8 protein-coding genes are annotated in these 13,882 nt (G+C 72.0%); 3 read left to right on the top strand and 5 right to left on the bottom strand.

The window, feature by feature from the left end:
* Nucleotides 1-106: 106 nt before the first annotated feature.
* On the bottom strand, nucleotides 107-1,744 hold the full coding sequence (locus I6A81_RS38680; RefSeq protein WP_203004334.1) for a DNA repair helicase XPB: 1,638 nt from the start codon (nucleotides 1,742-1,744) through the stop codon (nucleotides 107-109).
* Nucleotides 1,745-2,323: 579 nt separating this feature from the next.
* On the bottom strand, nucleotides 2,324-3,301 hold the full coding sequence (locus tag I6A81_RS38675; RefSeq protein ID WP_203004335.1) for a toll/interleukin-1 receptor domain-containing protein: 978 nt from the start codon (nucleotides 3,299-3,301) through the stop codon (nucleotides 2,324-2,326).
* 310 nt (nucleotides 3,302-3,611) lie between these two features.
* Between I6A81_RS38675 and I6A81_RS38670 the strand changes: the two genes are divergently transcribed.
* From I6A81_RS38670 to I6A81_RS38660, 3 genes are read left to right on the top strand one after another with little or no spacing between them, the layout of a single operon-like run.
* Complete coding sequence (locus I6A81_RS38670; protein ID WP_203004336.1) at nucleotides 3,612-6,059, top strand: vWA domain-containing protein; 2,448 nt, start codon at nucleotides 3,612-3,614, stop codon at nucleotides 6,057-6,059.
* Entirely contained in the window at nucleotides 6,052-7,875 is a 1,824-nt protein-coding gene (locus I6A81_RS38665) for a toll/interleukin-1 receptor domain-containing protein (RefSeq protein ID WP_203004337.1), read from the top strand. The genes I6A81_RS38670 and I6A81_RS38665 overlap by 8 nt, the downstream gene beginning before the upstream one ends.
* Entirely contained in the window at nucleotides 7,872-10,865 is a 2,994-nt protein-coding gene (locus I6A81_RS38660; RefSeq protein ID WP_203004338.1) for a KGGVGR-motif variant AAA ATPase, read from the top strand. The genes I6A81_RS38665 and I6A81_RS38660 overlap by 4 nt, the downstream gene beginning before the upstream one ends.
* Before the next feature lie 14 nt (nucleotides 10,866-10,879).
* On the opposite strand, the gene I6A81_RS38655 is transcribed toward I6A81_RS38660, so the two are convergent.
* From I6A81_RS38655 to I6A81_RS38645, 3 genes are all read right to left on the bottom strand, one after another.
* The gene (locus I6A81_RS38655; protein ID WP_203004339.1) at nucleotides 10,880-11,551 is read right to left on the bottom strand and encodes a Uma2 family endonuclease; all 672 of its coding nucleotides are present in this window, start codon (nucleotides 11,549-11,551) and stop codon (nucleotides 10,880-10,882) included.
* Between the two features lie 270 nt (nucleotides 11,552-11,821).
* Nucleotides 11,822-12,805 (bottom strand): phospholipid scramblase-related protein, encoded by a 984-nt coding sequence (locus I6A81_RS38650; protein WP_203004340.1) that lies wholly within the window; start codon nucleotides 12,803-12,805, stop codon nucleotides 11,822-11,824.
* A 693-nt stretch (nucleotides 12,806-13,498) separates the two neighbouring features.
* Nucleotides 13,499-13,882, bottom strand: a 384-nt coding sequence (locus tag I6A81_RS38645) for a TCP-1/cpn60 chaperonin family protein (RefSeq protein WP_285222891.1), incomplete at its 5' end; no start/stop codon positions are given.

Genomic DNA, 13,882 nt, shown 5'->3' with positions numbered 1-13,882 from the left:
GCGCGCTGGGCATCCCACGCCCTGGCCGTGGCCTCGGCGCGCTCAGGTGGTGTCGGCCTCGGGCGATGGCCGCCTCGGGCGATGGCGGCCTCGGGCGATGGCGGTCTCAGGCGATGTCGGTGGCGTCGACGATCGTGTAGGCGTAGCCCTGTTCGGCGAGGAAGCGCTGGCGGTGGGCCGCGTACTCCTGGTCGAGGGTGTCGCGGGAGACGACCGTGTAGAAGTGCGCGGCGCGGCCGTCGGCCTTCGGGCGCAGCACCCGGCCGAGCCGTTGGGCCTCCTCCTGCCGGGAGCCGAAGGTGCCGCTCACCTGGATCGCGACGCCGGCCTCGGGCAGGTCGATCGAGACGTTCGCGACCTTGGAGACCACCAGCTTCGTGATCTCGCCGGTCCGGAACGCCTCGAACAGCCGCTCCCGCTCCTTCGTGCGGGTGCTGCCCTGGATGACCGGCGCGTCAAGGCTGCGCCCCAGCGCCTCGAGCTGGTCCAGATAGGCGCCGATGACGAGCACCCGGTCGTCGCCATGCCTGCGCACCAGACGTTCGACCACACCGTGCTTGCTCAGGGCCGTGGCGCACATCCGGTAACGCTCGTCCGCCTCGGCGACCGCGTAGGACATCCGCTCGTCCTCGGTGAGGGTGACCCGCACCTCGGTGCACTCGGCCGGCGCGATCCAGCCCTGCGCCTCGATCTCCCGCCACGGCGCGTCGTAGCGCTTCGGGCCGATCAGCGAGAACACGTCGCCCTCGCGGCCGTCCTCGCGCACCAACGTCGCCGTGAGGCCGAGGCGGCGCCGCGACTGGATGTCGGCGGTCATCCGGAACACCGGGGCCGGCAGGAGATGCACCTCGTCGTAGACGATCAGCCCCCAGTCGCGGGCCTCGAACAGACCAAGGTGCAGGTACTCGCCGCCGCGGCGCGCGGTCATCACCTGATAGGTGGCGATCGTGACCGGCCTGATCTCCTTGCGCTCGCCGGAGTACTCGCCGATCTCGTTCTCGGTCAGCGAGGTGCGTCGCAGCAGCTCGCTGCGCCACTGCCGGCCCGCGACCGTGTTCGTGACGAGGATCAGGGTGGTGCTGCTCGCCTGGGCCATCGCGGCGGCCCCGACCATCGTCTTGCCGGCGCCGCTGGGCAGCACGACGACGCCGGAGCCGCCCTCCCAGAAGCCGGCGACCGCGCCCTTCTGGTAGTCGCGCAGCTGCCAGCCGTCCTCGCGCAGCTCGATGGGGTGCGCCTCGCCGTCCACGTACCCGGCGAGGTCGTCGGCCGGCCAGCCGAGTTTCAGCAGCGCCTGCTTGAGCCGGCCCCGCTCGGACGGGTGGACGAGGATCGTGTCGTCGTCGAGCTTCTCGCCGAGCATCGGCGCGACCCGCTTGGCCCGGCTGACCTCCACCAGCACCGCCCGGTCCACGGCGCGCAGCACCAGCCCGTGTACCGGGTCGTTCTCCAGCCGCAGGCGGCCGTAGCGGTCCATGGTGTCGGCGATGTCGACGAGCAGCGCGTGCGGCACGGCGTACCGCGAGTGGGTCACCAGCGCGTCCACGACCTGCTCGGCGTCGTGCCCGGCGGCCCGCGCGTTCCACAGCGCGAGCGGCGTCACCCGGTAGGTGTGAACGTGCTCGGGAGAACGCTCCAACTCGGCGAACGGAGCAATCGCGGCCCGTGCCGCGCTCGCGCCCGGATGATCGACCTCCAACAGGAGGGTCTTGTCCGACTGGACGATCAGCGGCCCATCAGCCAACCTCGGCCTCCCTCAGGTCGGCTAGGAGCTCTCTTTCCAGACCGATCCGGGGCGAGGGGGCCCCGCCGATCTGTCTCCTGACCATCAGCAGGGCCGCACCTGTGGACAGGCGTTTGCGCGGGACCTGGCAGATCGGTGGGGTAGCCGCCATGAACTCGACGGTACCTGGTGGCTCGGCGCCGATCTTGCCGGTAGGGATGGCGAGGGCCGGCGATCAGTCGTCCGGGGGTCGATCAGGTCGGCCGGGACCACGGTGACGGGAAACGGCCTGGTCACCGTCAGGGTCTCGGAGCCGACGACCCGGGCGGTGCGCACGTAGGCGCCGTCGTGGAGGTCATAGACCTCGACGACCGCCGTCGCGGCCGCCGGGTCCGGGCCGACCAGCCAGCACGACGGCACCCCGCGCTCCCCGCTTCCTCGGCGTCGGCCCATTTCCGTGGACGGCTGCGAGCCCGGCCCGGCTCGTTGACGTCACCGGCTCGCCGACGTCGTCCTGCTCCGCTACGCCCTCTCGGAGCGCTACCCAGGCCGTCCCGCGCCGGCGCCGCCACCGTGACCGAGCGCCGGCGCGCGGCCGCGTCAGCGGTTGCCGGGGAACGTGGGCGGGCCGCCGGGAAACCGGGGCGGCGACGGCGACCGCTCCCGGCTGCCGCGCACGGAGGCCGCCACCTCGGTCAGCAGGACACGAAGCGCGTGCGGCTCGTCGAGGCCCGTGAGGTCGATCGGGACTATCCCGGCGAGCAGGCCCTCGGGTTTGACGTCGTCGATCCTTACCGGGATCAGCCTGCGCCCCTGCCCATCCCGGTCGGCATCCCACACGCGCTGCCATACCCCGCGGATGTCCCGCGAGCTGACGTAACTATTCGAGAGCAACACGATGGTGTGCATTGACGTCCGCAATGCGTCGTGGAGGCCCGCGGGGACGAAAGTGCCAGCGACGGCCTGCCGCGAGTCAGGGTGCACCCGATGCCCGAAGTCCTCCAGATACCAGACGATCCAGTTCGCCCAGTCCACGTCTCGGACGACATAGGAGACGAAGAAGTCCCACCGCGCCGTCTCTGTCGCGGCCGTTGACACCGCGATCTGCGTCCCGCTCGTCGGCGCCGCCGGCGTGACGCCGCCCGACTCGGTGGGGCCGCCGGCCCGGCCTGGCGCCTCGGCCGTCACCGCGCTCGGGGCTGGGGATGGGCTCGCCTGCGCGCCGCCGGACCGCCGCGCGGCGGAATGCGCTGGCTGCGCCCGCGAGGGCGCGTGCAGCGTGGAGAGGTCCGCCGGCCGGCCGGGCGCGGCTGGCGCGCTCGCGGGCGGAGGGAAACGGTCCGGGGCGAGCTCGGCGGCGGCCCGCAGGACCCGGCCGCGCCCGTCGGGGACCGCGCCCGACACCAGGAAGGCGCTCACCGAACGCCAGAAGCCCAGCGGAGTGGCCGGCCGCCAACGCGGTTCCCAGCCCGGTGGCAGGCCGGCGCGCGCGAGCACCTTCGCCGCCTGCGCGTGGGTCTCGAAGACCGCCGCGAGCGCGGCCAACTCCTCCGTCGTCAGCGGCTCCCCGTCAGGCATTCGCCCCCCTCCCGACGATCGCACCGATCGTAGTGCGACCGGACCGCGCACGGGCGCGCGTCTGCGGGCGCCCCAACGAACCCGGCCGCGGCGGGAGCGCGCAGGGACGCCGGCTGCTCCGGCGGTCAGCCGCGCGCCGTGCGACGACGATCTCTATCGCGCATCAACGGGGACCGAAAGAACGGATGCGCCTGGTAACGCGGCAGCAAGCCGCGGTCGCGCTGATGACCAGACAGGTGACCTCCGGTAACATTCCGGCCTCAATGGACGATATAACCGGGGGTGTCCATTGCCGGGGGGAACGGCCTGGGTGCGTGGGCGCGGGCGGCTTCGGGTCGCCTGTCTGCTGACCTGCGCGTTCGTCTTGTCGGCCGTCGTGGCGGCCGGCGGCCGCGCCGATCCAGTGGCGGCGCTGAACGGCTTGCCGGCAGCGGGCCAGGGCCAGCCCGGTCCGCGCCTGAATGCGGACAGCCCACTTGACGCGGTCATCCTGCTGGACGAGTCGGGTTCGCTCGACCAGGCGGCGCTGGACCGGGAGAAGCAGGCCGCCGCCCTGATCGCCGCCACGGATCTCGGCCAGGACACCAGGCTGGCGATCGTCGGCTTCGCCAGCGCCGGCGAGCTACCGGCGGCCCGCACGTACTGCCCCCTGGCCCCGGTCGACGACCAGAGCGCGCCCGACCGGCTCGGCTCCTGCCTGCGCGCCGTCAAGCGGCGGGACAAGGCCGCCGGCAACGACACCGACTACCACGCGGCACTGGCCGCCGCCGTGGACGCGTTCACCGCCGCCGGGATGCCCGCCGATCCCCGGGAGCAAAGCGACCCGCGCCGCCGCGTCATTTTCCTGCTCACCGACGGCAGGCCGTCGATCAAGGGCCAGGACGAGACGGGCGGAGCCGTCGACGGCGCCGCGCAGGCCACCTTCGCGTTGATCGACGCCGACCAGGGGCTGCGCTCGAGACTCCAGGGTGTCGAGATCTGGCCGCTCGCGCTGGCGGTTCCCGGCCCTGCACCGGCCGAGGAGGGGCCCGCCAATGCCTTCCTGACCCAGCTTGCCGGCAAGGGCGCGGGGAAGCCGGCCGCGTACTGCCCGAGTACCGGCATGCCAGCGTCGCCCCCGGTGATTCCGTGGCTGCGTTCGGCTGGCGACCTCGGCGATGGCCTGATGACGACACTGACGGCGCTGCGCTGCGTATACCCGGACCCGGTCGCGACCAGCCGGGTGGCCGGCGACCGGGTCCAGGTCACCATCCCCGCGGGCGTGTCCGACGCGACGATCACCGTGCTCGCCCCGGTCGGCGCGCCCGAGCCGACCTTCTACCTGCCGGGCGACGATGGGGCGCCCGGCGACCGCGCCGCGCCCAGCCATGGCGCCGACGACACCGGCGGCACCGCCTACACCTCGCGGCGCTACGCCGCCGACCGTGGCGTGACCGTCTCCAGCCTGCGGATCGTGAACCCGCCGCCGGGCACCTGGGCAGTGTCGGCCGAGCCCGGGACGCCGGCCGGGCAGCTCACGGTGCTCGCCGTGTGGAAGGTGACGGCCAAGCTGCTGCTCGGGATGGTCGCGCCGGCCCCGGGTTCGTCGGTGCAGGTCGGGATGTCACTCCTGGGCCGGCAGGACACGTTCGGCGACCCGCGGCTCATGTCCAACATCCAGGTGTCCGTGGTGGCGCGCGTTCCCCGCGCCGACGGGGCGGCCGACGTCGTCGCCGGCCCCCTCCCGCTGAGCGACGACGTCCGGCGCGGCGCCGGGCTGGAGTGGTTCGGGGCGCCCGGCGACGGGGTGTTCGCCGGCCTGCTGCCGATCCCGAGCACCGCCACCGGGCCGATCGAGCTGGCGGCGACGGTGGCCGGCAGCAGCCTGGGCGTGCCGCTGTGCGGCACGCGCCGGGCCTGCGCGCAGGTCACCGCCCCGAGCGACGGCCTGACCGTCGGCGACGCGGGCGGCGTCGAGGTGGCGCGGTACCCGGTCGCCATCACCGGACGGGTCACCTCGGGCGAAGAGCTTTCCGGGCGGGTCGTCGTGACCGGGTCCCGGTCGGACCGCTCGCCGCAGATCAGCCTCGCCCTCAGGCGCGACCAGCCGGCGGACCTCGACCTGCGGGGCGACCTCGGCCAGTCCGGCAACCGGACGACGTTCTACACGCTGACCGTCGGCGCCCGCGTCCAGCCTGGCCCGCTGCGCGGCACGATCCGGATCTACGACACCAGTACGGATCCGCCGAGCGCGATCACGGATATCCCCATCAACCTCAGCGTTGTCAGTCCTAGTGCCGGCGGCGTGCGCGGCTCCGGCGGGCCAGCCTTGTGGCTGGCCGTTGTCCTGATCGGCCTTGTCCTTCTAGCCGCCCTCGGCGCAGCCGTCCGGTCCGCGCGCCGGCGCCGGGCGCCGGACGAGGAGGAGACGACGGCGGCCGGGATGGTGGCGTACCTGTGGCGGAACGACTCGCGGCTTGCGCACCTGGCGGCGCCCGACGAGGACGCCCGCGAGCTCGCGTTCACCGTGAACCACGAGCTGGGCGTGCTCGTGCCCGCCGAGGCGCGCGACGCGGACTGGGTCTTCCGGCGCAGGGGCGGCGCCATCCAGGGCAGGCGGCGCGGATCCACGGACTGGATCAAGTACGACCCCGACAAGGACGCGAACGCCCAGTTCTGGACCGATCGGGCCGACATCAAGATCACTATCCGCGACATGGGGGTCGCTGAGCCACCCGCGCTCAGGACCAGCGAGGACGGTGCGACCACCGGTGGCTAGCGCACGCATCTTCCTCAGCCACTCGCCCTACGACGACCTCCCGGACGGCTCACTCGTCGCGCGGTTCAGGAAGGACCTGCGAGACCAGCTCGAGCTGCTCGGGATCGACGCGCTCTACCCGCCGCTGGACGTCGCGCGCGGCGACGACGAGCCGTCGGACCTGGGCCGCGGCCTGGGGTCGTGCCAGGTGTTCCTGCCGCTGTACTCCTCGGCCTACTTCTCCTCCCCGCGCTGTGCCCGCCAGCTGGGATTCTTCCGGTGGCGCATAGGCACGACCGTCAACACGAGAGGCGTGGTCCAGGAGATCTGCTGGGCCCCGCAGCGATACATTCAGCTGCCCTACCGGACCGATGGTTTCCAGCTCTTCGAGCCCAACTACGACATCAGCTCGGAACGATTTCTCGAGCAGAGAGAGTACACTCAGAACGGGCTTTTCGGGCTCTTGCGGAACGACGATGACGTTCTTTACCGGAAGGTCGTTAGGGCGCTCGCCGACCGCATCGCGAAACAGTACGAGGACCGCATCGAGCGCTTCGCGGGGATTGAGGACCCCGGCCGGAATAACAGGCAGGCGAAAAAGGCATTCGAGCCGATCGACCCGCCCCGGCCCAGAATCCTGGTCAACCACTGGTCCCCGGAACCGGGTAACGGCAACTTGCACTGCCGCGCCACCTACGTCCGGAAGTTTCGCGAACACCTGCGGGTGCACCTCAGCGTCGTGGGGTTCCCCCGCGGCACCGTCGATCTGCTCGACACGGCGGACATGGCGGCATCCCTGGACGACGGCGGCAAGGACTGGCGCGGCCCGGCGGCCGAGCTGCTCGGCGCCTGCGACGTCTACATGCCGCTGTTCTCCTACAACTACTTCACGTCCCGGGACGCGTCCAAGGCATGGGAGTTCATCCGGTCCGGCGAAGGCCGGGTTGTGGTCCCGGTGATCTGGTCACCGGGCCGGGTGCTGGAGCTCATGCCCGAGGAAGTCGACTACGAATACCAGCCCGCCGCCCGCGACGAGGAGAAGGACTACCTGGACAGCGGCATGTTCCTGCTGCAGGCGAATGGCGGCAGCGCCTATCCGCGGGCCCTGGCGACGATCGCCGACGACATCGCCAGCTGGATCTGGAAGAACCGTACCCGGCTGCGCGGCCTGCGGCCGCCGGCGGCGAGTGCCCTGCCGGCGTGGCCCGACTGCGCCGAGTTCTTCACGCCGCTGCCCGACAGCGACGGCCGTGAGCAGTCTATGGCCGGCCCCGACATCCGGCTGGCCCTGCTCGCCGCGGCCAGGGGCGCGCTCGGCGCCAACTCCTTCGGCACGCGCCACGCCGGCGCGGCACACCGCTACTACGGGGACGAGAACCTGGACTGGGCCCCGTACGCTGATACGCAGGATGACGGGCTGACGACGCTGCCGCTCGTTGATGTCGCCAGCTACATGGTGCTGGAGATCTGCAAGCTGCCGGATGTCCCCGTCGTCGATATCGCCGGCCCGGAAACGGCGGGCGGTGACGCGACGCCGTCCGTCGTTCTCGTCGACGCGTTTCTTCTCGGCTCGGCGACCAAGATGACCGCGCTCGACAATTTCATGGCTGACCGGGACTATCCGGTATTCGTCCCGGAGAACGAGGCGGACGAAGACATGCCGGCCATCACCGGTAACGGCGCCTTCAAATCCGCCAAGCAGCGGCACAGAATGACCCCCGGAAAATCCAACGGGGAGTTCCATGACTGGCTGGAGACGGTGCTGCTGCTCGCCCGGGCCAATGCCGGCCTGGGTATCATTCCGAGCATTTCGCCGCGGGGCGGGGGCCGCCGGTGAGCGGGCGCGGCGGGCGGCTGGTCACCTTCTACTCCTTCAAAGGCGGCGTTGGCCGCTCGACCGTGCTGGCGACTGTCGCGTGGATCCTCGCCAGCAGCGGCCGGCGGGTGCTGGTGGTCGACATGGACCTCGACTCGCCTGGCGTGCACCGCTTCTTCCCGGACATTCCGGGGCTCGCCCCTGGCCTTGACCCCGACCTGTGGGTGCGCCGGCAGTCGGGGATGCTCGACCTGCTGCTGCGTTACGTCGCCCGCCGGGCCCGTGGCGGCGCCGGCGAGGACCCCGCGGAGGCGGCCGACCAGATCCTCGCCGGCCTCGGCCGCTACATCATCGAGAAGCTCGGCGCCGAGTACCGCGAGCACGGCGGCGACATTCACCTGATCCAGGCCGGGTACGCCGACCGGGACTACTCGCGGCACCTGATCGACCTTCCGTGGAACCAGTTGTTCGTCACCGGTCCGGACGGCCAGTCGTGGTCACCGTTCTTGGAGAAGTTCCGCGAGCGCGTCTGCGCGGACTACGACTACGTCCTCGTGGACAGCCGGACCGGGCTGGGCGAACTGGCGTCGATCAGCACCATGAGCATGGCCCACCTCGTCGTCAACTGCTTCGGGATGAGCCGGCAGGGCATGCGCGGTGCCTATGAGCTCACCCGGTCCGCGCGCGTGCCGGTGCTGCCGGTGCCGACCCGCATCGAGCTCACCGAGCCGCGGCGTGCCGAGGTGGCCCGGCAGAACTACCGCCGCCAGTTCAACGACCGCCTCCCGCCGTGGGCGGGTGACCCAGACACCTACTGGCGCTCGGTGGAGATCCCGTACCACCACATGTGGGCGCTGGAGGAGATCCCGGCGCCGCTGAGCTCGGTCGGCGACCCGGTCGTGCGCGCCTGTGAGCATCTCGCCGGCCTCATCGAGTACGGGGCCAGCGGCCAGGCCGGCGGCTGGCCGGTGGGCGGGCTGGACACGGTGCCGCTGCGCGCCCTGGACCGCGACCGCCACACCAGCCTGCAGGCGCGGGCGCTGCGCCAGCGGGAGCCCGCCTACTCGCACCTGCTCGTCAGCTTCGCGGAGCTGGAGCGGCCGTGGGCCTCGTGGCTCGCCGGCCAGGCCCGCGAGCTGGGCTTCGAGGTGATCGAACATCTGGTGCGGGCGGCGAAACCCCCCGCCGCGGACGACGGGGCCGCCGGAATCACCAGGGACGTCGGCATCAACGGGGACGAGGACCCGACGCTCGAGGCGAACCGCCTCGTCTCCCAGCTCCACGAGAAGGCCGAGGGCTCGTTCGGCGTCGTGCCGGTGCTCTCCTGGGACTACGCGGCCGCCCCGGTCGTGGGTCCGCTGGTCGAGCAGCTCAGGGGTGAGCTGACGCCGAGCAAGGACCTCTGCCTGCTGCCAGTCGCCGTCTATGCCGAAGAGATCATCGGCCGCCCGCTCGAGCTGAACGCTACCCGGCTTTACGACCTGGAGCCGCATCTCGCGAGTCAGGTCGTCGCCGACCTGCTGGGCCCGCCCCTGCGGGACGCCCCGCCAGCCGGCCCGGCGGGCTCCCGCCGGCCGGCTGGCGAGGACTACCCCGGCGCGGTCCCGGACGACCCGGTCCGGCTCGCCGCGCAGGCGCTTGAGACGGCGCTTCGCCGGCAGGACCCGCACGAGATCGTGGAACAGCTGCTGCGCGGCGGCGAGCTGGCGCTGGCCGGCTACCGGCGCCAGAGCGCGCGCGGCGACTTCAGCCGAGCGCTGGAGCGGGCCACCGACGAGGAGCGCACGAGCCCTGGCCCGGCCACGGACCCGACGCGGGTCGCCTACCGGCTAATGCGCGCCCGCGCCCTCATCGGGCTGGCCAGAGCCGCGGTGACCCAGCTCGGGCGCTCCGAGCTGAGCGAGCAGTTCCGGCAGTGGCAAGACGACCTCGAGCGTGCCTGGAAGCTGGCGGACCCGCTCTGGGCGGACCAGACCCACCGGTCGGCGGCCCTGCGGCTGCGGACCCGGGTGCTGGTGGTCCGCGCGGACAACCCGGCGATGTCGAAGGACGAGTTCAACGTGGCCTGGGAGCGGCTGCGCGCGCTGATCAAGGCCATGACGCCCAGACCGCCCACGCCGATCGCGACCGAGCTGGCCACCAGCGTCGCGGAGTGCCTGCTCGCGCTCGCCCGGCTCGGCCGTTCCCGTCGCCGCGGCCCGGACGGCGCCGTGTCCGAGTCCGCCTGGCGGGAACAGCGGACCGGCTATGCGCTCGAGGCGCAGGAGCTCTTCGGGGTCAACCGGGACTTCGCCGGCGCGGCCAGGGCGACGATCGAGATCGGCCTCATCCGAGCCGAGCGGTTCGGCGAGTCGGACGGGACCCGGGACCTGGTCCGCGACCAGGTCCGCTTCGCCTACCAGGACGCGGCCCGCTACATGGACCGCGCCGGCCCCGACGACCTCAGCCTGCCCGAGCAGCACGAGATCCTCACCGGCCTCGGCCTGGCCGAGACCACGGCGGAGCAAGCGAAGCGGACCCACCTGCGGGCGCTCACGCGGGCGCGCAAGGCGGAGGGAATCTTCCCGAATCTCGCCGTCCGCAGCTACTACCACCTCGGAAAGCTCTCCGAAGACACCGAACGGTACGAGTATTTCGGCTGGGCGATCTCGCGGTGGAGCAACCGGAGCATCGGCGTGGTCGAGGAGTACGCCGACGCGTTCCTGGCCGACGAGGTGCGTGACTGGATCCACGACGAGCGCTATGACCGGGCCTTCCGCACCCGGGCGCAACTCGCGGTCGGGCCCGAGGCCGCGATGCGGGCGGCGGTGCGCGCGGCCTGGACGAAGCTGCGGCTCGGCGGTCAGCACCGGGAGCAGGACGTCGCCGTCATCGCCGGCTGGCTCGACAAGCGGCGAGTGCCGAGCTCCGCGACGCAGACGTTCATCGACCGGTCGTTCGGCGTCCACGACGCGGCCGAGCTGAGCTTCGCGTTGTTCGTCGACCCGGTCTCGCGACGCCACCGCCGCTAGGCTGCCCGGGCGGGCTACTCCGGGGGGTCGATCAGGTCGGCCGGGACCACGGTGACGGGAAACGGCCTGGTCACCGTCAGGGTCTCGGAGCCGACGACCCGGGCGGTGCGCACGTAGGCGCCGTCGTGGAGGTCATAGACCTCGACGACCGCCGTCGCGGCCGCCGGGTCCGGGTCGACCAGCCAGCACGACGGCACCCCGCGCTCGCGGTACACGTCGAGCTTGAGCGTCCGGTCGTAGCGGCGGGTGTTCTCGTCGGCCACCTCGACCACGAGGAACGGCAGCTCGCCGACGCGGCTCGTCGTCGCCGCCGGGGCGGACGAGACCGGGGCGGGCGAGTGGCTCGCCGCCGCGGGCTGCCCGCCAGACGCCGGCGGCGCCGCCCGGCCGGGCGCCGGGCCGACGACGATGTCCGGGGCGAGCAGCGTGCGGGCGGAGACCTGGACGCTCACACCATGCGGGTACACATGGGCGCCGGAGGGCGCGGCGGTGGCGAGCCGTTCGGCGAGCCGCTGGGTGACCCGGGTGCGCAGCGGCGTCGGCCAGGGTCTCAGCACGCACAGCCCGTCGAGCAGCTCCACCCGCCCGTCGTCCGCGTCGGCCGCGTCCAACGCGGCGACGGTGACTGGCGGGGCAGGCAGCATGACCGTCGGTAGGCGCTTTCGCGGCTGTGTGACCGCTTGCATCAGGTGGCCATCCTGTCTTTACCGTCTGCCCCCGTCCGGCCGAGCGGGGCTCGGCGTCGGGGTCCGGGGTTGTCCCGGGCGGGTACAGCGGGCTGCCGGGAAGCTGACGAGGCCAGCGAACAGGGTGGCCCGCCGCCGCGCTCGCGCGGTCGCGTGACTGCCTGCATCACGCGGTCATCCTGCCTGTCAACGGCCCGTCTGTCTAAGGGCTATCGGCTGTCGGACGGTTTCCGTCACCACCCGGCCAGCCGGCGCGGCATTCTCACCTGATCAGTTGAACCCGCGGGAGTCCTGCTTGAGGGCGGTGTCGACGGTCAGCGCCGAGGCGATGACCAGGCTGAGCAGCGGGTCCGGCAGCCGGTGATGCAGCTGGACGACGTAGTTGTCGGCCGACGTGAACATCGTGCGCATCAGGCCCTCCCAGGTCTTCGTGATCCGGGCGACCTCGACCTCGTTGTGGTCGACGATGGCGAAGTTCCAGGCGCGCCAGTTCTCGGCCTTGATCATGCCGATCTGGTGCTCGCCGACCATCAGGGCGAACCGGATCTTCCCGATGGCGTTCTGCTGCACGATCTGCCCGATCTCGGAACCGTCCGGCCGGGCGACGATGACGCGGGACTTGACGAACTTTCTCGGCCGGGTGAGGACCAGCTGGACGATGCCGGCCGGGTCACGCACCTCCAGCTTGTGCGTCATGTACTGGTCGAGCGAGGTGAGCACCCGCGCGACCTTCTTCGCCGTGCTCTGCCCGACCTCGACCACCGAGCCGAGCTGGCGGCCCTGCTGGTCGAAGACGGCGTACTGGTTGGTGACCTCGATGATCTGGGTCTTCTGGTTCACCACCAGGACGGGCTCGGTGAAGATCGTCCCGCCGCCCGGCCCGCTCGGCGCGACCCCGGCCCGCTCGTGGACCTGCTGCTGGATCCGGTCGGGCGTGTGGCTGGTCTGCACCGGCGCCACCGGGATGTTCGGCGTCCCCCAGGTCTGCTGCCCCGGCTGTCCCTGCGGGTAGCCGCCAGGCCCCGGCGCCGCGGGTCCGCCCGGCCCGAACCCGGGCGCGGGCCCCTGCGGGTACTGAGGCACCTGCTGCTGGGGCGGCACCTGCTGCTGGGGCGCCTGCTGTTGCGGAGCGGGCGGCTGGCTCGGCGGCGCCGGCTGCGTGTGCGCGGTCCACTGGCCGCCGTCCCACCACCGGAGCCCCGGCGCCCCGGACGGGTCCGCGTACCAGCCCGGCGCGGGGGAAGTCTGCGACATACGTTCACCCTTCCACTGCTTGCGCGCAAAGGCCATGCCGAGTGCGCGACAGTCGCCCTCCAGTGAACCCGCCGCCCAGGCCTTCCCGCGATCCTGGCCGGGCCGCTCGACCACCGATTCGCGCACACCTCCGACGATCATCGGCTCGCGGGGCCCTGGCGGCTTCCTTGATCGCTAGATGTGCGCGGCGTTCGGCGATTTCTGTCCGTTTTATCCGCGAATCTCGCACAGATCTGGTGATCTCCCGCGGAGATCGGGTCGACACAGGTCGAAGATCACTGGTCGTGTGCGCGGATCGGCGCTCCGGCATCGGCGGAACATGATCCATAAGAGGTGTCATGGTGCCGCGACCGCCAACGCCGGCCCGCCACATGATCGCCGATAGTGCCCTCTGGAGGTCGTGGACAGGGCCAGATCACGACCTCCAGAGGGCAGAAACAGCGATCATGTCCGGCGTCGAGACCGGGCGAACCTTGGCGGGGCCGGGTAGTGGCCGCCTGCTACCCGGCAACCCGAAGGGGCGGCCCCAACCGGGACCGCCCCTCCTGACGTGCTTGAGCTTCTGAGCCGGAGATCCGCCCCTAGGACGAGCGAAGCTCGACATCGGGGGTCCGGGGGTCGCCCCCCGGAGCAGACATCTTCTGACAGGCTCCGGCGAAGTTGCCCGAAGGGCAACGAGCAGGGTTGCCCCTGTCAGAAGTCCATGTCGCCGCCGCCCGGCATGGCCGGGGCCGGGTTCTTCTCCGGCTTGTCGGCGATGACGGCCTCGGTGGTGAGGAAGAGGCCGGCGATCGACGCGGCGTTCTGCAGCGCCGAGCGGGTCACCTTGGCCGGGTCGATGATGCCGGTGGCCAGCATGTCGACGTACTCGCCGGTGGCCGCGTTCAGGCCGTGGCCGGTCGGCAGGTTGCGCACCTTCTCGACCACGACGCCGCCCTCGAGACCGCTGTTGAAGGCGATCTGCTTGATCGGCGCCTCGAGCGCGAGCTTGACGATGTTGGCGCCGGTGGCCTCGTCGCCGGACAGGTCCAGCTTGTCGAACGCCGACACCGAAGCCTGCAGCAGCGCGACGCCACC

The sequence above is a fragment of the Frankia nepalensis genome (genome assembly GCF_016786325.1).
Lineage (GTDB): Bacteria > Actinomycetota > Actinomycetes > Frankiales > Frankiaceae > Pseudofrankia > Pseudofrankia nepalensis.
The sequence above is the reverse complement of the archived record's forward strand: the minus strand, read 5'-3'. Positions and strand labels throughout refer to the sequence as shown.